This is a genomic window from Pseudomonas sp. 3A(2025), from assembly GCF_054589175.1.
Window position 1 is genome coordinate 519,660 of record NZ_BAAILM010000113.1, and the last position, 22,835, is coordinate 542,494.

Sequence of the window (22,835 nt, forward strand, 5' to 3'; positions counted from 1 at the left end):
TCCGGGGCAGTGAGTTGTGGATCTTTATGTTCTTTTTGTGATCGGCCAAGCGGGTGAATCAGGTGTGGCGCGTTACAGGTCCTTGAGCAGACGCAGGGCGTCATAAATGGCCGCGTGGGTGTTGCGCGACGACACCGCATCACCGATACGAAACAACTGGAAGCGGCCGTCGGGCCGGGTGGCCAGGGCCTGTGCACGGCCGGCGATCAGGTCCATGTACTGCACCGCACCTTCGTTGGTCGACAGCGGGCACAGTTCGAAATACAGCTCGTCCAGCGGACGGGTGCCGTGGTTGACCACCACCTGGTCATAGAGCCGGGTGTGTTCAAGGCTGCTGTAATCGGTGCCGATACTGGCCAGCAGGCCGCCGTCGGCGCGTTGCACGGCCTTGAGCCGCCAGGTCACGGTGAAGGTGGTGTCCAGCTGTTGCAGTGAGCGCATGTAAGGCACCAGGTTCATGCCCATGACTTCCGGCGCAAAGGTACGGTCAGGCGTCATCACCTCGGTTTTGGCCCCGCTGCGGGCAATCACTTCGGCCGCCTGTAACCCGGCATGGTCACCAGCGTCGTCGTAGACCAGTACGTTGCGCCCCGGTTTGACGTCGCCGGAGATAATGTCCCAGCTCGATACCACCAGCTCATTACCGTGACCCAGCACCTCGGTGTGCGGCAGGCCGCCGGTGGCGATGATCACCACATCGGCGTTTTCATCGAGAATGATCTGGGTGTCGGCCCAGGTGTTGTAGTGGAAGGTCACGCCCAGACGCTCGCACTGCGCCAGCCGCCAGTCAATGATGCTGATCATCTCGCGTCGGCGCTCGGACCGGGCGGTCAGGCGAATCTGCCCGCCGGCCTTGTCGGCCACTTCATAGACCACCACTTCATGCCCGCGCTCACCGGCCACCCGCGCTGCCTCAAGCCCGGCAGGGCCGGCGCCGACGATGACGATCTTGCGCCGCACAGCGGCCTTGGGAATGTCATGCGGCATGGTGGTTTCACGCCCGGTGGCCGCGTTATGAATGCAGTACGCCGCGCCGGCATGGTAGATGCGGTCCAGGCAATAGTTGGCGCCGACACACGGGCGGATGTCTTCTTCGCGGCCTTCGATGATCTTGCGCACGATGTGCGGGTCGGTCATGTGCGCACGGGTCATGCCGACCATGTCGACCAGCCCGCTGGCGATGGCGTGACGGGCAGTGGCAACGTCCGGGATCTTGGCGGCGTGAAAGGTCGGGAAGCCGGTCAGCGAACGGATCTCGCCGGCAAAATCCAGGTGCGGCGCATTGCGCATGCCCTGGATCGGAATGATGTCGGTCAGGCCGGCATCGGTGGCGATATTGCCGCGGATCACGTTCAGGAAGTCGATCATGCCGCTGTCTTTGAGCAACTGCGAGATCTGCAACCCCTCTTCACGGCCCAGGCCGCCGGCCAGCACTTCATCGGCGGTGTAGCGAATGCCGACGATAAACTCAGACCCCACGCGCTTGCGGATGGCGCTGAGCACCTCGAAGGTAAAGCGCAGGCGGTTGTGTAGCGAGCCGCCATATTCGCCTTCCAGCTCATTGGTCAGCGGTGACCAGAACTGGTCCATCAGGTGTCCGTAGGCTTGCAGTTCGATGCCGTCGAGCCCGGCCGCTTTCATCCGTTCGGCGGCATCGGCGTAGTCGCCAATGATCCGTTCGATATCCCAGATTTCCAGCTTCTTGGCAAACGCGCGGTGCGCCGGCTCCTGATTGTGCGAAGGCGACACCACTGGCAGCCAGTCACCTTTGTCCCAACGGGTGCGCCGGCCCAGATGCGTCAACTGGATCATCACCGCCGCGCCGTGTTCGTGGCACTCATCCGTCAGGTCTTTCATCCAGCCAACCACTTCATCCTTGTAGGCCAGCACGTTATTGAACACCGGCGGGCTGTCGCGAGAGATGGCGGCGGAACCTGCGGTCATGGTCATGGCAATACCGGCCTTGGCGCGCTCGACGTGGTAGGCCCGGTAGAGGTGTTTCGGCATTCCTTCTTCAGGGTAGGCCGGCTCGTGGGAGGTGGTGATGATGCGGTTACGCAGGGTCAGGTGCTTGAGTTGGTAGGGCTGAAGCAGCGGATCATTGGTCATGGTCAATCTCGCACTCAGGTCATCAGGCAAGACCGACAATAGACCCCGTGTACAGTAGTGTCAATTAAATCGACACCACTGTACATTAGCCTTGTATTCCCCTCTTGAATGCGGAAGAATTCGCCCATGAAAACGACTATCGATACACCGGATGCAGCTGCACGCGGCTCGCTCGAGGGCTGGTTGAATGCGGCTTACGAAAGCCTGAAGGAATCAGGGGTCGACGCTGTGCGGGTTTTGCCTCTGGCAAAAAAACTCAATCTGTCGCGCACCAGTTTCTATTGGTACTTCGAAGACCGCGAAGCCTTGCTGGCCGCTTTGATCGGGCTGTGGAAAAACAAGAACACCTTCAATCTGGTGACTCGCTCACAGGCTTACGCCGAATCACTGACCGAGGCGATTCTGAATGTCTTCGATTGCTGGCTAAACCCCGAGCTGTTCGATTCGCAGTTCGAGTATGCGATGCGCAGCTGGGCCTTGCAGTCGCCGGAGGTGGCCGAAGAAATCGGCCAGGCCGATATCCAGCGCGTCGAGGCGCTGCGGCAGATGTTCGAGCGTTTCGGTTTCGAGAATATTGCCGCCACCACCCGCGCCCGCTCCATCTACCTGGCACAGATCGGCTACATCAGCCTCAAGACCCAGGAGCCACTGGAGCAGCGCATGGTGTACATCCCCGAATACCTGAAAATATTCACCGGGATGGAGCCCCAGCTTCATGAACTGGAGCGTTTCTATCAGCGCAATGGCTGCCATCCACAGCCATGCCCAGCCTGATCAGCGCGCCGCCAACGGTTCGCGGCGCACACCCAGGCGGCTGATCCACACCGAACCGACAATCACTGCGCCGCCGATCAGCAGGCGGGTGTAATCCTCGTGCTGGTTCCAGATCAGCAGGTTGATCAGCAGCCCCAGCGGCACATGCAGGTTGTTCATCACCGCCAGGGTGCCGCCATGCACCAGACAGGCGCCCTTGTTCCACCAGTACATGCCCAGTGCCGTGGAACACAGGCCCAGAAATACCAGCACCAGCCATTGCTGCGGTGCGGCCGGCAGATGCTGAAAGTTGCCGAACGCCAGGCACGCCGGCAGCACCACGGCCAGCGCGCCCAGGTAGAAGTAACCGAAACGCCGGTAATGCGGCAGGTCACTGGGGTATCGCGCCACCAGATGCTTGTACAACACCTGCCCTGCGGCATAGGTGAAGTTGGCCAGTTGCAGCAGCAAGAAGCCGCCCAGGTAATCGCCGTCCAGCCCGTCGTAGCGAATCACCCCGGCACCCAGCACCGCCACCGCCGCCGCCAACAGCGCCCAGGGATTGAAGCGCCGGTTCATGGCGTCTTCGATCAGGGTCACGTGCAGCGGCGTCAGAATGGTAAACAGCAGCACCTCCGGCACCGTCAGCACGCGAAAGCTCAGGTACAGGCACACGTAGGTGATGCCGAACTGCAAGGCGCCGATCAACAGCATGCCGCGCATGAAGCCGGGTTCGACCTGACGCCAGCGCGTCAAGGGAATGAACACCAGCCCGGCCAACAGCACGCGGATCAGCACGGCAATGTAACTGTCGACATGCCCGGCCAGATAAACGCCGATCAGGCTGAAGGAAAACGCCTGGATCAGCGTGACGATGAGTAAATAGATCATGAGTGCCCCCGGATGAACGGAGGCGACCTTAGCGGCTGCAGGCCGGGCTGTCCACAGAACCTAGTCTGCGTAAGGCCTGACCGCCGTCAACTTCATCGGTGGATGGGGCAGATCGAGTTCAGCAACGGCAGACCACACCTCAGTGTCTGTAGCCTTGAGCACACCCCACTCGGCAAAAAAGTCCGTGAGGTCATATCGGGCGACGATCGATGCGCTGAGAACAAAGTCTTTCAAACCGGGTGACGGGCAAGGGTTTTCCCTGATATGGCGATGCCAGGCGGGTAGAAAATACTCACCCAGACCCTTGCGCAATTGCTCGAAGATGGCTTGAGGATCGGACTCTGGCGCACCGTAATTTTTATCGGCGCGCGGCAACGCCAGCCATTGCTGCGTAGCCGGCCAGCGATCTGGAAACACATCGGTATATTCGTTCGGGAACAGTCGCCCGACAGCCAGGGCGTAGAGGTTGACCGACGTCTCGGCAAAGGGACCACACGAATTGCAGGAAGTCTGACAGTGGTGCCCATGCTCGTGCAAAGCGACCCATTTACGGGTTGCCTGACCACCTGCAAGCGCCTGGTTGAATACGCTCACGCCGGGCGTGCAGGGGAATCCGATATAGCCTGACCCGGCATGTGGACTGGCAGAAGCACTCGACTCTACGGCATACAGCAACAAGCTGGATCGTGTGTGTAGCGGTGCCGATTCATCCAGCCCGCTGACCTGCGCCTGAATCCTCATCACCTCTTCATGCGCCTCGACCGTCTCGGCAGGGTTGACGTGCAGGAATCTCAAGGCCGTATCCCGAAAAGCCGCGACCACGATATGCCGACCGACCAGTTCGACCTCTGGCATCTCGCTGGCTGTAAGCATTTCGCGCCACTGGGCTGCAGTCGTCGACCCCTTGAGGTAGTAGGGGATCGGTTTTGCGCCGTAGCGCAACATGATTCGGGCGGCGCCGGAACCCGAACCAGCCAGGTTGCGGATGTGTATCACGCCGCCCAAGGGATCCTGAATCACGTTGCGCCCCCGCACCAGACGCGTTGCCCGCATATCGGCAGACCGGGTGAACCTGTGCTCCCTGTCTGCCATACCCTGTGTGCCGACCAGCAGGGTCACGTTTTCAACGTTACCCCAGGCCCAGACCTCCACCTCGACGCCTGCCGGCGCAAAATAGCCGGTTGGCTGGTAATCGGCCTTGGGCAGTAACCAGTGCATCATTGCCTGCTCGGCCGCGCTGGACAGCAGAGGATGAACAAGGACCGACGGTGGATGAGCAAAGCCCAGGGTCGAGATCATGTCATTGGATGAAGCCAGGCCGTTCTGTACGCGAACGCGGATCGAGTCCTGCGTATAAAGGTAGTGCCGCGGCACTGACGGATTGAAAAACCGGCCATTCACAACCTCGCCAATTCCCTTCCATTGCCCATCCGAGAGTGCCTCGACAATGCCATCGGTCAGGGTGGTCGCCCCCGTCACCGAGACACGTGCATCATCATTCAAGCGCGCCGACAGTTGAACGAGCGCGGGGATGATCGCAACGGTGACCTCCGTGTTTTCAACCCCTTGTATACGCAAGCGCATATGCTTTGAGTCCAGGCAATAGGCGGCAGGCACATTCGGGTTCGACAATAGATCGTCATGAACCGTACCAATCGAGGCCCACACGCCATTGGGCCATTGCGCTTCGATCGTCGCCCCCGGCATCGGGTTGATCCTTGCATGGACTTCGATCTGATCATGGGCAACCGCTGTAACGAGTGGCGGTTCGATAAAGCGTGCTGGTGGCGCGCTTGACGCCATAGGGACCGGATGAGTCCTGGTTTTTTTACTCATGGCAGTACCTCTTTGTGTACAGGCAACGCCTCGTTGCGCTGCAATGGCCACACTGTATGAGGCACAAACCCGGCAAGGGTCATATATAAATACCGCCGGTATCAGCTCGATACCGATTGCCGCCCGGCAACAAAAAACCCGATCAACCGCCAGCAGACGATCGATCGGGTCACGTACCCAGGAGCACAGGTACCAAGGGGAAGTCGTTGCGCTGAATCAGGTGTCCATCAAGCCACTTCGGCCAGTTTGGCCAGTGCCTGGTTCAGGCCTTTTTCGCTGAACTCGCCGCCCATGTTCAGGCCTTCGGCGTGGATAAAGGTCACGTCATGAATACCGACAAAACCCAGCACCTGGCGCAGGTAAGGTTCCTGGTGATCCAGGCTGCTGCCGGTGTACAGGCCGCCGCGGGCGGTCAGGACGAAGGCGCGCTTGCCGGTCAGCAGGCCTTGCGGGCCGGTTTCACCGTATTTGAAGGTCACGCCGGCACGCAGCACATGGTCGAACCAGGCCTTGAGGGTGCTGGGGATGGCAAAGTTGTACATCGGTGCGGCAAGCACCACGACGTCGGCGGCCAGCAGTTCGTCGGTCAGCAGGTTGGAGCGCTCCAGAGCGGCCTGTTCAGTGTCGTTGCGTTGATCTTCGGGCTTCATCCAGCCGCCCAGCAGGGTCGCGTCCAGGTGTGGAACCGGGTTGACCGCCAGATCACGGACAGTGATCGCATCTTGAGGGTGCGCAGCTTTCCACTGTTCGATGAACTGACGGGTCAGTTGGCGGGAGACGGAATCCTGTTGGCGGGCGCTGCTTTCGATGATCAGTACGCGGGACATGTGAAGTGCTCCATCTATTCAATTTAGTGTCGAGTTGATGGAGCACAGCTTAATCATCGGCCTATCGATAAAAAAGCGCAAAAAACGGCTCAAACCAATCGAACAATCTGTTCTATTGATTTAACCTGCCGACTCCTTATCCAGACATTTCCCCCCTCCTCACACTGGAGTTCGAGTCGATGAAAGCCCCCCGCGTCACCCTTGATCAATGGCGCACGTTGCAAGCTGTGGTCGATCACGGCGGCTTTGCCCAGGCCGCCGAGGCCACGCACCGCTCGCAGTCGTCGGTGAGTTACACCGTGGCGCGCATGCAGGAACAACTCGGTGTGCCGCTGTTGCGCATCGACGGGCGCAAGGCGGTGCTGACCGAAGCGGGTGGTGTGCTGCTGCGCCGTTCGCGGCAATTGATCAAGCAGGCCAGCCAGCTGGAAGATCTCGCCCATCATATGGAGCAAGGCTGGGAGGCCGAGGTGGGCCTGGTGGTCGATGCCGCCTACCCGACCGCGCGTATTGTCCGCGCCCTGACCGCGTTCATGCCGCAAAGCCGGGGCTGCCGGGTGCGGCTGCGTGAAGAGGTGCTGTCCGGGGTCGAAGAAGTCTTGCTTGAAGGCGTGGCGGACCTTGCGATCAGCAGCTTCAATATCCCAGGCCACCTGGGCACCGAGATGAGCACCGTGGAGTTCGTTGCCGTGGCGCATCCCGAACATGTACTGCATCAGGCCAACCGCGAACTGACCTTTCAGGACCTGGAGTCCCAGTTGCAGGTGGTGATCCGAGATTCAGGCCGCCAGAAACCCAAGGACGTCGGCTGGCTGGGCGCCGAACAGCGCTGGACCGTCGGCAGCCTGGGCACCGCCACCACCTTTGTCAGCAGCGGCCTGGGCTTTGCCTGGCTGCCCCGGCACATGATCGAGCGCGAGCTGCGCGACGGTGTGCTCAAGCCCTTGCCGCTGGATAAAGGCGGCACCCGCAACCCGGCGTTCTATCTTTACTCCAACAAGGACAAACCGCTGGGCCCGGCGACGCAGATTCTGATCGAACTGATCCGCACCTTTGACACCGCGCCGCTGAATGCGCCGTTCGCGGCGCCACCCCAAGCCTGACAAGAGAGGGAATGCATGGCTTTTTTCGAACACGACGGCTGCTCGCTGCACTACGAAGAATATGGCCAGGGCCTCCCGCTCCTGCTGCTGCACGGTCTGGGTTCCAGTGGCCTGGACTGGGAATACCAGATCCCGGCGTTCAGCGCCCATTACCGGGTCATCACCCTGGACCTGCGCGGCCACGGTCGCTCGGACAAACCGCGTGAGCGCTACAGCATCAAGGCGTTCAGCAGCGACGTCGAAGCGTTGATCGAGCACTTGCACCTGGGGCCGGTGCATCTGGTCGGCCTGTCGATGGGCGCCATGGTCGGTTTTCAACTGGCGGTGGACCAGCCGCAATTGCTCAAGAGCCTGTGCATCGTCAACAGCGGGCCGCAGGTCAAGGTGCGCGGTGCCAATGATGCCTGGCAGTGGTTCAAGCGCTGGAGCCTGGCACGGGTCATGAGCATGCAAACCCTGGGGCAGGCGCTGGGCAAGCTATTGTTCCCGCACCCTGAACAAAGCGACTTGCGGCGCAAGATTGGCGAGCGCTGGGCACGCAACGACAAGCGCGCTTATCTGGCCAGTTTCGATGCCATCGTCGGCTGGGGCGTGCAGGAACGGCTGTCACGCATCACCTGCCCGACACTGGTGGTCAGTGCCGACCGCGACTACACACCGGTCGCCATAAAACAGGCCTATGTAAAGCTGATCCCCAACGCGCGGCTGGTGGTCATCGACAACTCCCGGCATGCCACGCCGCTGGATCAACCGGAAGCGTTCAACCGCACAGTGCTGGAATTCATCGACGCACAAGGCCAAACGTGATTTGCTTGCCGGCCAGTCGATACCACCACTGAAGGACTCACTGCCTCATGTTCAAGACCCTCGCCCTCGCTGCCTGCACCGTGTTGTTCTCGGCCAATCTGATGGCTGCCGAGCCTGCCGCCAAGAGGACGCACGTCGTACTCGATACCAGCTTCGGCCAGATCGAACTGGAACTGGCCGACGACAAGGCGCCGATCAGCACCCAGAACTTTCTCGGCTATGTCGACAGCGGTTTCTACAGCAACACGATCTTTCACCGCGTGATCCCGGGCTTCATGGTCCAGGGCGGTGGCTTTACCCGTGACATGAACCAGAAGTCCACCAAGGACCCGATCAAGAACGAGGCGCAGAACGGCCTCAAGAACGTGCGCGGCACCATTGCCATGGCGCGTACTTCAAGCGTGAACTCGGCCACCAGCCAGTTTTTCATCAACACCAATGACAATGAAATGCTCGATAACGGTGTGCGTGACTACGGTTACGCCGTGTTCGGCAAAGTCACCAAGGGCATGGAGGTCGTCGACCAGATCGTCAACTCCCGTACCGCCACTCAGAAAGGCATGCAGAACGTGCCTGTCGACCCGATCCTGATCAAGTCCGCCAAGCGCGTGGAGTGATCGGGGGCCGGCCCGCCTTGCCGACAAGGTGGGCCGGACGGGAATTTTTCCCACCCTCAAGGAGAGCCCACTGGTGTGGGCGTCATACAGATGCTTTATCGTCGTTTCGAGCAATTAATCGACATTTTCCGGGAAGATCCCGGTGCTGCACCGCCCAATCGGGTCCTGCCTTTTTATCTGCATTATCTGCGTCAGGTCTGGCCCACGTTTGCCGCCTTGCTGGTGGTCGGGCTGATCGTCGCGCTGATCGAAGTCGCGCTGTTCAGCTACCTGAGCCGGATTATCGACCTTGCGCAAAACACGCCGCCGGCCGAGTTTTTCAGCACCCATCGTAACGAACTGATCTGGATGGTGGTGGTGACTCTGCTGCTGCGGCCGATCTTCGTCGGCCTGCACGACCTGCTGGTGCACCAGACCATCGGTCCAGGCATGACCAGCCTCATTCGCTGGCAAAACCACCGCTATGTGCTCAAGCAGAGTATCAACTTCTTCCAGAGCGATTTTGCCGGGCGCATTGCCCAGCGCATCATGCAGACCGGCAACTCGCTGCGCGACTCGGCGGTGCAGGCCATGGATGCCCTGTGGCACGTGCTGATCTACTCGATCAGCGCCCTGGTGCTGTTCGCCGAAGCCGACTGGCGACTGGTGATCCCGCTGGTGGCGTGGATCTTCGCCTATATCCTCGCGCTCGCCTACTTCGTGCCACGGGTCAAGCAACGCTCGGTGGACGCCTCCGATGCACGCTCGAAACTGATGGGCCGTATCGTCGATGGTTACACCAACATCACCACCCTCAAGCTGTTCGCCCACACCAATCACGAGCAGCAGTACGCCCGCGAAGCCATTACCGAGCAGACTGAAAAGACCCAACTGGCCGGTCGCGTAGTCACCGCCATGGACACCGTGATCACCAGCATGAACGGCCTGCTGATCGTCGGCACCACCGGCCTTGCGCTGTGGCTGTGGACCCAGTCGTTGATCTCGATGGGCGCCATCGCTTTGGCCACCGGCCTGGTGATCCGCATCGTCAACATGTCGGGCTGGATCATGTGGGTGGTCAACGGCATCTTCGAAAATATCGGCACCGTGCAGGATGGCCTGGAGAGCATCTCGCAACCGGTGGCAGTCACTGACAAGCCTGGCGCAAAACAGTTGGCAATCAGCCAGGGCGGGGTGAAATTCGACGGCGTGGATTTCCACTACGGCAATGGCCGGGGAATCATTCAGGGCCTGGACCTGAACATCCGGCCCGGCGAGAAAATCGGCCTGATCGGCCCATCGGGTGCGGGCAAGTCAACGCTGGTCAACCTGCTGCTGCGTCTGTACGACGTGCAGAGCGGGAAGATTCTGATCGATGGTCAGGACGTGGCCGAGGTCACTCAGGAAAGCCTGCGCGCGCAGATCGGCATGATCACTCAGGACACTTCGCTGCTGCACCGCTCGATTCGCGACAACCTGCTGTACGGCAACCCCGGCGCGACCGAGGAACAACTGTGGCAAGCGGTGCACCGCGCCAAGGCCGATGAGTTCATCCCGCTGCTGTCCGACGCACAAGGCCGTACCGGCTTCGATGCGCACGTGGGCGAGCGCGGGGTCAAACTGTCTGGTGGCCAGCGCCAGCGCATCGCGATTACGCGGGTGCTGCTCAAGGACGCACCGATCCTGATCATGGACGAAGCCACCTCGGCACTGGACTCGGAGGTGGAAGCGGCGATTCAGGAAAGCCTGGAAACCCTGATGCAAGGCAAGACGGTGATCGCCATCGCCCACCGCCTGTCGACCATCGCCCGCATGGACCGGCTGGTGGTGCTGGACAAAGGCCGGGTGGTGGAAATGGGCAGCCACAGCGAACTGCTGGCCCAGGGCGGGCTGTATGCACGGCTGTGGCAGCATCAGACCGGCGGGTTTGTCGGAGTGGATTGAGTCTGGTTGCCCGCACGTCCCGTAGGAGCTGCTTCAGCAGCGAAGGGCACAACATGGTGTCGCGCCCTTCCCGGCTAAAGCCGGTCCTACGGCGTATTACCGCTCGATAGCGTTTACGGCTGTCGATACGGCAACGCGCCGCGGGCTTCTTCGGCGTAGGCCAGAATCCCTACCCGCTCTTCTTCCAGAAAATCCGCCACGGCGTCTTTTAGCCCCGGATGCAGCAGGTAGTGCCAGGAGTGGGTGATCTGCGGCTCGAAGCCGCGGATCAACTTGTGTTCGCCCTGCGCGCCGGCGTCGAAGCGTTGCAGGCCGTGGGCGATGGCGTAGTCCATGCCTTGGTAGAAACAGGTCTCGAAATGCAGCCGGTCGAATTCGGCCAGGCAACCCCAATAGCGCCCGTAGAAGCTGCCGCCGCCCACCAGGCTGAAAGCCATGGCCACCGGGCGGTTGCCCTGGCGCGCCAGCACCACGCGAATCGCCTCGGGCATGCGCTCGCCCAGCAGGCTGAAGAATTCGCGGGTCAGGTACGGCGACTGGCCGCGCACCTCGTAGGTGTTGCTGTAACAGGCATAGACAAAGTCCCACAGCGCCTCGCTCATTTGCGCGCCGTCGAGCCACTCGAACTCGATGCCCTGCCCCGCCACTTGCTCGCGTTCCTTGCGCATCTGCTTGCGCTTGCGCGAACTCAGGGCGTCAAGAAAATCCTGAAAGTCCCGGTAGCCCCGGTTGTGCCAGTGGTACTGGCAGCCATAGCGCTGCAACCAGCCGGGTTGTGCGGCCAGCAAGGCGTCGGCGTACGGGTCGGTGAAGTTCACATGGGCACTGGACAGGCCCTGAGCGTGCAAGTAACCCGGCAAGCCCTCCAGCAAGGCCATGCCGGCCTCGGGCGTTCGGGCCAGCACCCGCGCGCCACTGACCGGGCTGAACGGCACCGCCACCAGCAGCTTGGGGTAATAGGCAATGCCGGCGCGGCGGCAGGCATCGGCCCAGCCGTGATCGAACACGTATTCGCCATAGGAATGGCGCTTGCGATACGCCGGCAACGCGGCAATCAGCTCACCTTGCTCGATGTGCAGCACATGTTCGGCCCGCCAGCCGGAGCGAGGCCCCAGGCTGCCACTGTCTTCCAGCGCGCTCAAAAAAGCATGGCGCAAAAACGGCTGGCCATCGGGCAGCAATGCGTCCCATTGGGCGGCAGTCACGTGGCTCACGCTGTCGACGACTTGAACGGACATCAGCTTCTCCCCCAGTGCTCAGGCAGGGCCCGAGTATCACCGATCGGTCAGGTTTATACACGCCTTGTGCATGCGGACCGCTCTATCTCAAGCCTCTTGAGCCTTCAGCCTGAAACAGGATTGTCACGGACATGCCACTACATTGCCACTTTTTTGTAATGACTGGCAGCAATACTGGCGCCTGTTTTTAGAACCGGGGGTTACATACCCCTCTTTGTAGTTATCCCGCAAGGGATGTTCAGTGGGTCGACACGAACCTGCGTCCTCATCTTGGAGAGAATTATGCGTCCTGTTTCTATTCGTACTGCAGCAGCCCTGTGTGGCGGCTTCGCACTGGCCATGAGTGTACCGGCCAGCGCCGCAGTCGATGCCAAACTGCTCGACATGCTCAAAGCCAACGGCTCGATCAGCACCGCTCAGCACGCCGAGTTGCAAGCCGACCTGGCCAAGGAGCAGCAAGCTGCCGCCGCCACCAAGTCGTCGACGCAGAGCGATTTCGAGAAGAAAGTCGCTTGGGCCGCCAAGACTCAGATCAAGGGCGACGTCCGTATTCGCCAGGAAAACATCGATATCGATGGCGAAGCCGACAATGGCGGCCGCGACAAGGACCGTCAACGTGTGCGTGCACGTCTGGGCGCCTACACCGAGATCAACCCGCAGGTCGACAGCGGCATCCGTATCGCCACCGGTGGCGGCAACGATGCCCGCTCCACCAACCAGGACCTGGACGGTTACTTCTCGAAGAAGTCGATCTGGCTGGACCTGGCCTACATCGACTACCACCCGACCGCTCTCCCGGGCCTGTCGGTCATCGGCGGCAAGATGAACCAGCCGTGGGTCAACATGGGCGACATCATCTGGGATAGCGACATCAACCCGGAAGGTCTGGCCCTGACCTACAAACTGCCATTGGCCGGCAAGACCGAGCTGTTCGCCAGTGCCGGTCACTACACCCTCAAGGACAACGTCGACGGCAACGGCGTGGAGTTCAAGAACGACCTGCGCCTGTACGCAGGCCAGTTGGGTGCCAAATTCGCCCCGATCGACAACCTGAAAGTCACCCTGGGCGGTAGCGTCTACGGTTACGACAACGACAAGGACAGCGCGTGCGGCACCGCCACTACCACGCCTTGCGCCCTGTCGGTCAACGGCAACACCAGCACCGAATTCCGTCTGTATGAAGGCTTCGGTCAGATCGACGTCAGCGGCCTGGCCGTGCCTCTGGCCGTGTATGGTCAGTACGTGATCAACGACGAATCCACCGACGGCCACGACACTGCCTGGCTGGCCGGTGCCAAGACCAAGGCTTTCGGTTTCAGCCTGGACTACAACTACCGCGACGTGCAGCGTAACGCTGTAGTCGGTGCCTTCACCGACTCGGACTTCGCCAACGGCACCACAGGTTCCCGTGGCCACAAGTTCAAGGTCGGTTATGAAATCGACAAGAACTTCGCCCTGGGCGCAACCTACATGATGGCCGAAGCCGACTTCGCCAGCCGTGGCGGTCGCAACAAAGACGTCGACATCCTGCAACTGGACGCCGAAGTCAAATTCTAAGCCGCTGTACCGGGGCGCTGGAATTTCCGGCGCCCCACCCCTTTCTTAGGCTGGTCAGCGCTTGCGCAGAATCACGCAACCAATCGAATAACCGGCACCGAACGAACTCAGCACACCCAGTGCGCCCGCCGGCAAATCGTCCTGATAGGTATGAAACGCGATCACCGAACCTGCCGAACTGGTGTTGGCGTAGGTGTCGAGAATCACCGGCGCTTCATCCAGATCAGCCTCGCGGCCCAGCAATTTCTTGACGATCAGGTGGTTCATGCTCAGGTTGGCCTGATGCAGCCAGAAGCGTTTGACGTCGCTGACATTCAAGCCGCTGTCCTGCAAGTGGCTGCCGACCAGCTCGGCGACCATCGGGCATACCTCGCGGAACACCTTGCGACCTTCCTGCACGAACAGTTTGTCCGGCGCGCCAATGCCTTCTTCGGCGGTGCGATTGAGAAAGCCGAAGTTGTTGCGGATGTTGTTGGAGAACTGCGTCGACAGGCGGGTGCCAAGAATCTCGAACTGATGCGCCGAGGTGGCGAGATCGGCACGCTCAACGACGACGGCGGTGGCCGCATCGCCAAAGATGAAATGGCTGTCGCGATCACGGAAATTAAGGTGCGCGGTGCAGATTTCCGGACTGATCACCAGCATGGCCCGGGCCTGGCCCAGGTGCACATTGTTGTAGGCCGTCTGGATGCCGAAGGTCGCCGACGAGCAGGCAACGTTCATATCGAAGCCGTAACCCTGAATGCCCAGTGCCGCCTGGATCTCGATCGAGATGGCCGGGTAGGCGCGTTGCAGGTTGGAGCAGGCGACGATCACGCCGTCGATATCGGCAGCGGTCTTGCCGGCACGCTGCAAGGCCTGTTCGGCAGCGGCGACGCCCATCTCGCACAGAATCGAGCGCTCGTCGTTGCTGCGCTCCGCAAGCGAGGGCTTCATGCGCTGCGGGTCGAGGATGCCCTGCTTGTCCATCACGAAGCGGCTCTTGATGCCGGAGGCCTTTTCGATAAAGGCCGCGTCGGAGGGCGCCAGTGCCTGGACTTCGCCGCGCTCGATGGCAGCGGCGTTTTCGTGGTTGAACTGGGTGACCCAGGTATTGAAGGACTGCACCAGCTCTTCGTTGGAGATGCTCTGGGCCGGGGTGTACAGGCCGGTTCCGCTGATGACGACGTTATACACGGTCGTTTCTCTCTTATTGAGTGGGCTTGTTAAAGGTAAGGGCCGACAGGTAAGGCAAGGCGCAAAGTGTGACATATCGCCGCAATCGGGTGCTATCGCGCCGCTAACACCCGATTAAGTTCAGCCTTGCACCTGACTCCACTGTTTGCTCAACCGCTTGTCAGACACCGGCATGCGCGTACCCAGTTGTTGAGCGAACAGCGACACGCGGTATTCCTCCAGCCACCAGCGCCAGGTGACCAGCTCCGGGTCGCGCTTGCCTTCCTGGGCGTGTTTGTCGGCGCGTGCCTGATATTGGGTCCACAGCTCGCTCAACTGCGTACTCCAGACGCGGTCTTTCTGCACCTGGGCCGGGAGTTTTTCCAGGCGCAGTTCCACAGCTTTCAGGTAGCGCGGCAGTTCCTTGAGCCATTGCGACGGGGTCTCGCGGACAAAGCCCGGATACACCAGCTTGCCCAGTTGCGCCTTGATATCGTTAAGCGCCACGGCGCGGGCCAGGTCGATCTTGCCCTTGAAGCTCTTTTGCAGGCCATGCCACAGCTTGAGGATTTCCAGGGTCAGGCGTGCCAGGCGCTCGGCATGCTCGGCCCAGTCGCCGCGCTTGCGTTCGGCCAGCGACAGCAAGCCTGCACCGTCGCGGGGCAGATTGTCTTCGCCTTCGAGCACGCAGCTGTCGAGGCTGGCCAGCAGGATGTCTTCGATCAGCGCATCGACGCGGCCCAGGTCGCGATACAGCAGCGCCAGCTCGGTCTGCCCCGGCAATTTGCCGCGCAAGAATTTCGCAGTGTCGGCCAGTTGCTGCAACAGCAAACGCTGCAAGGCCCGGCGGTGCTGGTACTCGGCTTCGGCCTGGGTCGGGAAGCGCCCTTCCTTGACCGTGCCGCCCTCTTCGATCAAGGCCGGATACACGGTCAGCGACAGGCCGGCAATCTTCTGCTGGGTCTGTTGCGCCACGGCAGCAAAGCCCTTGGCTTCCACCGGCTGCTGGTTTTTTGCGGTGTGCGGCATGGCCAGCGCGGCTTGCCCGGCTTCAGCGAAACGGGCGGTCAAGGTGTCGAGATCACGGCCTTCGCCAAGGAACTTGCCGTTGCCGTCGACCACTTCAAGGTTCATCCGCAAATGCCCTTCAAGCTGCTCGGCGGCCTCGCTCCAGGCCTCATCGGTGACCCGTGCGCCGGTCATGCGCAGCAGTTCGCGGCCCAGCGCCTGGGGCAGCGAGCCCTCGGCAAAGGTGATGCGCTGCAGGGCGGCGCGGACAAAGTCCGGCACCGGCACGAAGTTCTTGCGGGTCGCCTTGGGCAGGTTGCGTACCAGCGCGATGCACTTGGTTTCCAGCAGGCCCGGCACCAGCCATTCCAGGCGCTCGGCGGGCAGCGACTGCAACAGCGGCACAGGCACGCGCAGGGTCACGCCATCGCGTGGGTGGTTGGGCTCGAAGTGATAGGTCAGCGGCAGGGTCAGTTCGCCCAGACGCAAGGTGTCGGGGTACTGCGCGGCGGTGACTTCGTTGGCGTCGCGGGCCAGCACGTCTTCTTCGCGCATGATCAACAGTTGCGGGTCTTTCTGGCTGTGCACCCGGTACCAGCTGTCGAAGGTCGCAGTCTGGTGCACCTCGGCCGGCAGCCGTGCTTCATAGAAGCCGTACAGGGTTTCTTCGTCGGCCAGAATGTCGCGGCGCCGGGCCTTGGCTTCCAGCTCGTCGAGTTCTTCAAGCAAGCGCGCGTTGCTGCTCAGGCACTTGGCTCGCGACAGGATATCGCCGCGCACCAGGCCTTCACGAATGAACATCTCGCGCGACACCACCGGGTCCACCGGGCCGTAATGCACCGGGCGGCGACCGACGATGATCAGCCCATACAGGGTGATCTGCTCGAAGGCCACGACCTGACCGCGCTTTTTCTCCCAGTGCGGCTCGAAGTGGTTTTTCTTGATCAGGTGCCCGGCCAGCGGCTCGATCCAGTCGACATCGATTTTGGCCACCATGCGTGCGTACAGCTTGGTGGTTTCCATCAATTCGGCGGCCATCACCCACTGCGGCCGCTTGCGCCCCAGCCCTGAAGACGGGTGCACCCAGAAGCGCCGCTGGCGGGCGCCGAGGTAATCGCCCTCTTCGGTCTTCTGGCCAATGTGGCTGAGCAGGCCGGACAGGACTGCCTTGTGAAATTTCGGGTAATCGGCAGGTTCGGCGTTGATCGGCAGTTTCAGCTCGCGGCAGATCAGGCTCAATTGCCGGTGCGCATCGCGCCATTCGCGCAGGCGCAGGTAATTGAGGAAGTTGCGTCGGCACCAGTTGCGCAACGGGCTTGAGGTCAGCGCCTGGCGCTGCTCCTCGAAACCGCGCCACAGATTGACCAGGGCGGCGAAGTCCGAGTCGGCGTCTTTCCATTGCGCGTGGGCCTGGTCGGCGGCTTGCTGACGCTCGGGCGGACGCTCGCGCACATCCTGCACCGACAGCGCACTGGCGATGATCAGCACTTCTTGCAGGCTACCCTGCTGCGCCGCTTCCAGCAGCATGCGGCCCATGCGCGGGTCGACCGGCAGGCGCGCCAACTGGCGACCCAGCGGGGTCAGTTGATTCTCGCGGGTGACCGCCGAGAGCTCCTGCAACAGGTTGAAACCGTCGCTGATCGCCTTGCCGTCGGGCGGCTCGATGAACGGGAAATCGCTGATATCTCCCAGACGCAGGTGCAGCATCTGCAGGATCACCGCCGCCAGGTTGGTGCGCAGAATCTCCGGGTCGGTAAATTCCGGGCGGGCGAGAAAATCTTCTTCGCTGTACAGACGGAAGCACACGCCCGGCTCGACCCGGCCACAGCGGCCCTTGCGCTGGTTAGCGCTGGCCTGCGACACCGCCTCGATGGGCAGGCGCTGGATCTTGGCGCGGTAGCTGTAGCGGCTGATGCGTGCGGTACCGGTGTCGATCACATACCGAATGCCCGGCACGGTCAGCGAGGTTTCGGCGACGTTGGTGGCCAGCACCACGCGCCGGCCGGGGTGCGACTGAAAGATACGCTGCTGTTCGGCCGGCGACAGGCGCGCGTACAGCGGCAGAATCTCGGTGTGCCTGAGCTGCGCCTTGCGCAGCACCTCGGCGGCGTCGCGAATCTCGCGCTCACCGGGCAGGAACACCAGCACATCGCCCGGTGATTTACCCTCGCTGCGCTCCACGGCGGCGATTTCGTCGAGGGTCGCCAGAATCGCCTGATCGACGGTCAGGTCTTCCTCGACACTGTTGCCCTCTTCGTCCTGCTCGCTGGTCAATGGCCGGTACACGGTCTCGACCGGGAAGGTGCGCCCCGACACCTCGATGATCGGCGCCTTGTCGAAATGCTCGGAGAAACGCTGCAGGTCGATGGTCGCGGAGGTGATGATGACTTTCAGGTCCGGGCGACGCGGCAGCAGGGTCTTGAGATAACCGAGCAGGAAGTCGATGTTCAGGCTGCGCTCGTGGGCTTCGTCGACGATCAGGGTGTCGTAGCGTTCAAGAAAACGGTCGTTCTGGGTCTCGGCCAGCAGAATACCGTCGGTCATCAGCTTGATCAGCGTGTTGTCGCCACTCTGGTCTTCGAAACGCACCTGATAGCCGACCAGCGAACCCAGAGGTGTGGCCAGCTCTTCGGCGACCCGGGTCGCGACGCTGCGCGCGGCGATGCGTCGCGGCTGGGTGTGGCCGATCAGGCCGTACTGGCCGCGACCGATTTCCAGGCAGATCTTGGGCAACTGGGTAGTTTTGCCCGAGCCGGTTTCGCCGGCGATGATCAGCACCTGGTGCTTGAGCAGCGCGTCCTTGATCTCATCGCGCTTGGCGGCGATGGGCAACTGATCGTCATAGCGGATCTTCGGCACGCTCAAGCGCCGCGCTTCGACCTTGGCGCAGGATGCCTGGAAGCGCTCGAGCCACGCCGCCAGCTTCGCCTCGTCGGGCTTCTTGCGCAGCTCATGCAACTGGCGCCGCAATCTGTGACGGTCGCCGCTCATGGCGTGGTCGAGGTTTTTCAACAACTGGTCGATAGAGGGCGATTCGGCGGTCATCAGGTACGCAAGGTCAGGTCGAAGGGGCAAAGCGGGGATTGTCGCAGATTTGGGCGGGATCAGGGGATGGGGGTGAGATTGCCTCACCCCCGACGCCGTTGTGGCTATTTCTTCACGCCGAGCTTTTTCAGCTCTTCGTCGCGCAGTTCGCGGCGCAGGATCTTGCCGACGTTGGTGGTCGGCAGCGCATCGCGGAATTCGACGCTGCGGGCCACTTTGTAGCCGGTCAGGTTGGCGCGCATGTGCTCGATGACCTGGTCCTTGGTCAGGGTCATACCGGGCTTGACCACCACGAATACCTTGATTGCCTCGCCGGATTTCTCGTCCGGCACACCAATGGCCGCACATTGCGACACACCCGGCAGGCTGACCAGCACGTCTTCGATTTCGTTGGGGTACACGTTGAAGCCGGAGATCAGGATCATGTCCTTCTTGCGGTCAACGATGCGCAGGTAGCCATCGGGCTGGATCAGCGCGATGTCGCCGGTCTTGAGCCAGCCTTCGGCATCGAGGATCTCTTCGGTGGCTTCGACGCGCTGCCAATAGCCTTTCATGACCTGTGGGCCCTTGATGCACAGTTCGCCGACTTCGCCGAACGCCAGTTCAGTGCCCGCATCGTCGATCACCTTGCACAGGGTCGACGGCACCGGAATGCCGATGGTGCCGATCTGGATGTTCTGAATCGGGTTGACCGTAGCCACCGGGCTGGTTTCGGTCATGCCATAGCCTTCGCAGATCGGGCATTGGGTGACCGCTTTCCAGCGCTCGGCCACCGCCTGTTGCAGGGCCATGCCGCCGGACAGCGTGACTTTGAGCGCAGAGAAGTCCAGGTTGCGGAAATCCTGGTTGTTGCACAGGGCAACGAACAGCGTGTTGAGGCCGACGAAGCCGCTGAACTTCCACTTCGACAGTTCCTTGACCATCGCCGGCAGGTCGCGCGGGTTGGTGATCAGAACGTTGTGGTTGCCGCACTGCATCATCGCCATGCAGTGAAAGGTAAAGGCGTAGATGTGGTACAGCGGCAGCGGCGTGATGAGGATTTCGCAGCCTTCATTGAGGTTCGAGCCCATCAGTTCGCGGCATTGCAGCATGTTGGCGATCAGGTTGCGGTGGGTCAGCATCGCGCCTTTGGCCACGCCGGTAGTACCGCCGGTGTATTGCAGCACGGCCACGTCGTCACTGGTCGGCGAGACCTCGGCGACGGCCTTGCCACGGCCCTTGGCCAGGGCATCGTTGAAGCGTACGGCCTGCGGCAGGTGATAGGCCGGGACCATCTTCTTCACGTACTTGATGACGCTGTTGACCAGCAGGCGCTTGAGAGTGGGCAGCATATCGGCCACTTCGGTGACGATGACATGCCGAACTTGCGTCTTGGGCACCACCTTCTCGGCGAGGTGCGCCATGTTGGCCAGGCACAACAGCGCCTTGGCGCCGGAATCGTTGAGCTGGTGTTCCATCTCCCGCGCGGTGTACAGCGGGTTGGTGTTGACCACGATCAGGCCTGCACGCATGGCACCGAACACCGCGACCGGGTATTGCAGGACATTGGGCAGTTGCACGGCGATGCGGTCGCCGGGTTTCAGGTCGGTATGCTGCTGGATCCAGGCGGCAAACGCCCCGGACAACTCATACAGTTCGCCATAGGTCAGGGTCTTGCCCAGGTTGCTGAAAGCTGGCTTGTCGGCAAAACGCTGGCAGGACTGCTTGAGCACGGTCTGGACATTCGGGTACTTGTCAGGATCGATCTCGGCAGCCACACCAGTGGGGTACTTGTCCTTCCAGAAGTTTTCGATCATGCAAGCCAGCTCCTTAGCGATAGCGAACTCTGCACATCGCGAGGGCGATGTTGAGTGAATGTATTGGAATTATGCGATTCGCGCTTTCGCTTGATGACGAGTCAAAAAGCGGGCCGAGATTAGCAGCTTTGCCAAACAGCGACTAGCAGCAAACGAGTCACCACCGGTCACAATTGCGACTGAAAAGTAACAAATAGTCACGCTTTGCGACGCCCTTCAATAATCCTGTGTGCCCTTGCCTGCACGGGGCCATCGGCCTGCAGCGCCTGCCGGTATACACTCATACTCATCGCCGTTGCTCGCGGACACGACCATGACACAGCAGACTTTCTGGCTCGACACGCACGACCATTGCCGCCTGTTCATCAACGCCTGGGTGCCGGCATCGCAGGTACGCGCCGTGGTCATGCTGTCCCACGGCATGGCCGAGCACGGCGGCCGATATGCACAGCTGGGCGCGGCACTCAATGCCGTGGGCATCGCTTTGTATGCCCATGATCAGCGTGGCCACGGCAAGACTGCCGCCCAGGGGACGCTGGGGCATTATGCCGATGAAGACGGCTGGAGCAAGGTACTGGGCGACCTCGCGCTCATGGCCCGCACCCTTGAAGAGCGGCATCCGCAGCGGCCACTGTTTCTGCTGGGCCACAGCATGGGCAGCTATATCGCCCAGGCCTGGCTGATGCACCACGGCGCCAGCCTGCAAGGTGCGATTCTCAGCGGCTCGAATTATCAACCCATGGCCCTTTACCGTAGCGCACGCCAGATCGCCCGGCTGGAACGCTTACGCCAGGGCCCGCGTGGCCGCAGTGCGTTGATCGACTGGCTGTCGTTCGGCGCCTTCAATCAGGATTTCAAGCCGGCACGCACGCGTTTCGACTGGCTTAGCCGCGACCCGCAGGCAGTGGACGCCTATGTGCAAGACCCGCTGTGCGGCTTTCGTTGCACCAATCAACTGTGGTTCGACCTGCTGGGCGGGCTGACAAAAATCAGCAAACCGTCGAGCCTGGCACAGATCGATTCCAGTCTGCCGCTGCTGATAATCGGCGGCGAATGTGATCCGGTCAGCCACGGCAAGCGTCTGAAACGACTGGCCCATGTTTTGACCGGGGTGGGTCATCAGGCATTACAGCTTAAACTCTACCCCGGCGCTCGCCATGAGCTGTTCAACGAAACCAACCGTGATGAAGTCACGCGCGACGTGATCGACTGGCTGCAATGGGCCATGGAACAACCACGACCGCACAGAGCCGAATGACGCACCGGCCTTTTCTTTTAATAGTCAGGATAAGCGAATGACCCAGGTCACCAACACGCCCTACGAAGCCCTCGAAGTCGGCCAGACCGCCAGCTACAGCAAAACCGTCGAAGAACGCGATATCCAGCTGTTCGCCGCCATGTCGGGTGACCACAACCCGGTGCACCTGGACGCCGAGTACGCCGCCAGAACCATGTTCAAGGAGCGCATCGCCCACGGCATGTTCAGCGGCGCTCTGATCAGCGCTGCCGTCGCCTGCGAGCTGCCTGGCCCCGGCACTATTTATATCGGCCAGACCATGACCTTCCAGAAGCCGGTCAAACTGGGCGACACCCTGACCGTACGCCTGGAAATTCTGGAAAAACTGCCCAAGTTCCGCGTGCGCATCGCCACCCGCGTGTTCAACCAGAACGATGAACTGGTGGTGGATGGCGAAGCCGAGATTCTGGCACCACGCAAGCTGCAGACAGTGGAGCTGACGGTATTGCCGGAAATTACTTTCGGTTGACCCATAACCCCGGCCGCTTCAACGGCCGGGGTTATGTCATTGCGCATCAAATCGCAGACAAAAAAACGGGCAACCGAAGTCGCCCTAAATGCCTTGCGTGCTCGTGATGGAAAGCCGGCTCTCAGGGCCGCGAGTCTTTCCAGATAAACAGTCCCATGCCTGCGAAGAACACAGCCAGCATGGTCAAGGTGACGTAACCGACGGTGATCACGAGGTCAGAGTTTTCCAGAAACATGATGGCCTTCCTCCGCTGTGTTGCTGTTCGATGGAGCAAGATTAATCGGACGCGCACAGGCAGGCATTGATCTGGATCAGTGATCCGTAAGGTTGATGGCGGGATTTGACGCAGGAAATGTCAGACGCGGCGCAAGCCCACAGGACCGCACCGCTTTATCAAGGCGGGG

Annotated in this window: 17 protein-coding genes; 8 read left to right on the plus strand and 9 right to left on the minus strand. The window is 61.3% G+C overall.

Features of this window, described 5'->3' with window-relative positions; translation table 11 throughout:
• Positions 1-72: 72 nt before the first annotated feature.
• Positions 73-2,109, minus strand: coding sequence for an oxidoreductase (locus ACYP2A_RS29020; protein ID WP_459749362.1), 2,037 nt, complete (start codon positions 2,107-2,109; stop codon positions 73-75).
• A 126-nt stretch (positions 2,110-2,235) separates the two neighbouring features.
• On the opposite strand from ACYP2A_RS29020, the gene ACYP2A_RS29025 reads away from it, so the two are divergent.
• Entirely contained in the window at positions 2,236-2,883 is a 648-nt protein-coding gene (locus ACYP2A_RS29025; protein ID WP_459749363.1) for a TetR/AcrR family transcriptional regulator, read from the plus strand.
• On the opposite strand, the gene ACYP2A_RS29030 is transcribed toward ACYP2A_RS29025, so the two are convergent.
• The 3 genes from ACYP2A_RS29030 to ACYP2A_RS29040 all read right to left on the minus strand — a co-directional run bounded on the left by ACYP2A_RS29030 (position 2,884) and on the right by ACYP2A_RS29040 (position 6,416).
• On the minus strand, positions 2,884-3,753 hold the full coding sequence (locus ACYP2A_RS29030; protein WP_459749364.1) for a carboxylate/amino acid/amine transporter: 870 nt from the start codon (positions 3,751-3,753) through the stop codon (positions 2,884-2,886).
• Positions 3,754-3,813: 60 nt separating this feature from the next.
• Complete coding sequence (locus tag ACYP2A_RS29035; RefSeq protein ID WP_459749365.1) at positions 3,814-5,589, minus strand: M60 family metallopeptidase; 1,776 nt, start codon at positions 5,587-5,589, stop codon at positions 3,814-3,816.
• Between the two features lie 227 nt (positions 5,590-5,816).
• The gene (locus ACYP2A_RS29040; protein ID WP_459749366.1) at positions 5,817-6,416 is read right to left on the minus strand and encodes an FMN-dependent NADH-azoreductase; all 600 of its coding nucleotides are present in this window, start codon (positions 6,414-6,416) and stop codon (positions 5,817-5,819) included.
• A gap of 179 nt (positions 6,417-6,595) precedes the next feature.
• Between ACYP2A_RS29040 and ACYP2A_RS29045 the strand changes: the two genes are divergently transcribed.
• The 4 genes from ACYP2A_RS29045 (at position 6,596) to ACYP2A_RS29060 (ending at position 10,866) form a co-directional block, all read left to right on the plus strand.
• The gene (locus ACYP2A_RS29045) at positions 6,596-7,519 is read left to right on the plus strand and encodes a LysR family transcriptional regulator (RefSeq protein ID WP_459749367.1); all 924 of its coding nucleotides are present in this window, start codon (positions 6,596-6,598) and stop codon (positions 7,517-7,519) included.
• Between the two features lie 15 nt (positions 7,520-7,534).
• A complete protein-coding gene (locus ACYP2A_RS29050; protein WP_459749368.1) occupies positions 7,535-8,326 on the plus strand; it encodes an alpha/beta fold hydrolase in 792 nt (263 codons plus the stop codon).
• Positions 8,327-8,373: 47 nt separating this feature from the next.
• Positions 8,374-8,943: a peptidylprolyl isomerase gene (locus ACYP2A_RS29055; RefSeq protein WP_459749369.1), complete on the plus strand. Its 570-nt coding sequence runs from the start codon at positions 8,374-8,376 to the stop codon at positions 8,941-8,943.
• 90 nt (positions 8,944-9,033) lie between these two features.
• Positions 9,034-10,866, plus strand: coding sequence for an ABC transporter ATP-binding protein (locus ACYP2A_RS29060; protein WP_459749370.1), 1,833 nt, complete (start codon positions 9,034-9,036; stop codon positions 10,864-10,866).
• 113 nt (positions 10,867-10,979) lie between these two features.
• Here ACYP2A_RS29060 and ACYP2A_RS29065 read toward each other — a convergent pair whose 3' ends face one another.
• On the minus strand, positions 10,980-12,104 hold the full coding sequence (locus ACYP2A_RS29065; RefSeq protein WP_459749371.1) for a GNAT family N-acetyltransferase: 1,125 nt from the start codon (positions 12,102-12,104) through the stop codon (positions 10,980-10,982).
• A 282-nt stretch (positions 12,105-12,386) separates the two neighbouring features.
• On the opposite strand from ACYP2A_RS29065, the gene ACYP2A_RS29070 reads away from it, so the two are divergent.
• Positions 12,387-13,661: a putative porin gene (locus ACYP2A_RS29070; RefSeq protein WP_459749372.1), complete on the plus strand. Its 1,275-nt coding sequence runs from the start codon at positions 12,387-12,389 to the stop codon at positions 13,659-13,661.
• A gap of 54 nt (positions 13,662-13,715) precedes the next feature.
• Here ACYP2A_RS29070 and ACYP2A_RS29075 read toward each other — a convergent pair whose 3' ends face one another.
• The 3 genes from ACYP2A_RS29075 to fadD1 form a co-directional block, all read right to left on the minus strand.
• Complete coding sequence (locus ACYP2A_RS29075; protein ID WP_459749373.1) at positions 13,716-14,837, minus strand: beta-ketoacyl-ACP synthase III; 1,122 nt, start codon at positions 14,835-14,837, stop codon at positions 13,716-13,718.
• A gap of 120 nt (positions 14,838-14,957) precedes the next feature.
• Positions 14,958-18,869 carry an ATP-dependent RNA helicase HrpA gene (gene hrpA / locus ACYP2A_RS29080; protein WP_459749374.1) on the minus strand — a complete coding sequence of 1,304 codons (3,912 nt, stop codon included), beginning with the start codon at positions 18,867-18,869 and terminating at the stop codon, positions 14,958-14,960.
• A 104-nt stretch (positions 18,870-18,973) separates the two neighbouring features.
• Positions 18,974-20,665: a long-chain-fatty-acid--CoA ligase FadD1 gene (gene fadD1 / locus ACYP2A_RS29085; protein ID WP_459749375.1), complete on the minus strand. Its 1,692-nt coding sequence runs from the start codon at positions 20,663-20,665 to the stop codon at positions 18,974-18,976.
• Between the two features lie 313 nt (positions 20,666-20,978).
• Here fadD1 and ACYP2A_RS29090 point away from each other — a divergent pair, with 313 nt between their 5' ends.
• Positions 20,979-21,923 carry an alpha/beta hydrolase gene (locus ACYP2A_RS29090; protein WP_459749376.1) on the plus strand — a complete coding sequence of 315 codons (945 nt, stop codon included), beginning with the start codon at positions 20,979-20,981 and terminating at the stop codon, positions 21,921-21,923.
• Positions 21,924-21,960: 37 nt separating this feature from the next.
• Complete coding sequence (locus ACYP2A_RS29095; protein WP_459749377.1) at positions 21,961-22,431, plus strand: MaoC family dehydratase; 471 nt, start codon at positions 21,961-21,963, stop codon at positions 22,429-22,431.
• 121 nt (positions 22,432-22,552) lie between these two features.
• Here ACYP2A_RS29095 and ACYP2A_RS29100 read toward each other — a convergent pair whose 3' ends face one another.
• On the minus strand, positions 22,553-22,666 hold the full coding sequence (locus tag ACYP2A_RS29100; RefSeq protein WP_459749378.1) for a cytochrome c oxidase subunit CcoM: 114 nt from the start codon (positions 22,664-22,666) through the stop codon (positions 22,553-22,555).
• Positions 22,667-22,835 lie beyond the last annotated feature (169 nt).

Coding starts and splice junctions, on each gene's coding strand:
- ACYP2A_RS29020 (WP_459749362.1), bottom strand. CDS start 2,109: ATGACCAATGATCCGCTGCTTCAGCCCTACCAACTCAAGCACCTGACC.
- ACYP2A_RS29025 (WP_459749363.1), top strand. CDS start 2,236: ATGAAAACGACTATCGATACACCGGATGCAGCTGCACGCGGCTCGCTC.
- ACYP2A_RS29030 (WP_459749364.1), bottom strand. CDS start 3,753: ATGATCTATTTACTCATCGTCACGCTGATCCAGGCGTTTTCCTTCAGC.
- ACYP2A_RS29035 (WP_459749365.1), bottom strand. CDS start 5,589: ATGAGTAAAAAAACCAGGACTCATCCGGTCCCTATGGCGTCAAGCGCG.
- ACYP2A_RS29040 (WP_459749366.1), bottom strand. CDS start 6,416: ATGTCCCGCGTACTGATCATCGAAAGCAGCGCCCGCCAACAGGATTCC.
- ACYP2A_RS29045 (WP_459749367.1), top strand. CDS start 6,596: ATGAAAGCCCCCCGCGTCACCCTTGATCAATGGCGCACGTTGCAAGCT.
- ACYP2A_RS29050 (WP_459749368.1), top strand. CDS start 7,535: ATGGCTTTTTTCGAACACGACGGCTGCTCGCTGCACTACGAAGAATAT.
- ACYP2A_RS29055 (WP_459749369.1), top strand. CDS start 8,374: ATGTTCAAGACCCTCGCCCTCGCTGCCTGCACCGTGTTGTTCTCGGCC.
- ACYP2A_RS29060 (WP_459749370.1), top strand. CDS start 9,034: ATGCTTTATCGTCGTTTCGAGCAATTAATCGACATTTTCCGGGAAGAT.
- ACYP2A_RS29065 (WP_459749371.1), bottom strand. CDS start 12,104: ATGTCCGTTCAAGTCGTCGACAGCGTGAGCCACGTGACTGCCGCCCAA.
- ACYP2A_RS29070 (WP_459749372.1), top strand. CDS start 12,387: ATGCGTCCTGTTTCTATTCGTACTGCAGCAGCCCTGTGTGGCGGCTTC.
- hrpA (WP_459749374.1), bottom strand. CDS start 18,869: ATGACCGCCGAATCGCCCTCTATCGACCAGTTGTTGAAAAACCTCGAC.
- fadD1 (WP_459749375.1), bottom strand. CDS start 20,665: ATGATCGAAAACTTCTGGAAGGACAAGTACCCCACTGGTGTGGCTGCC.
- ACYP2A_RS29090 (WP_459749376.1), top strand. CDS start 20,979: ATGACACAGCAGACTTTCTGGCTCGACACGCACGACCATTGCCGCCTG.
- ACYP2A_RS29095 (WP_459749377.1), top strand. CDS start 21,961: ATGACCCAGGTCACCAACACGCCCTACGAAGCCCTCGAAGTCGGCCAG.
- ACYP2A_RS29100 (WP_459749378.1), bottom strand. CDS start 22,666: ATGTTTCTGGAAAACTCTGACCTCGTGATCACCGTCGGTTACGTCACC.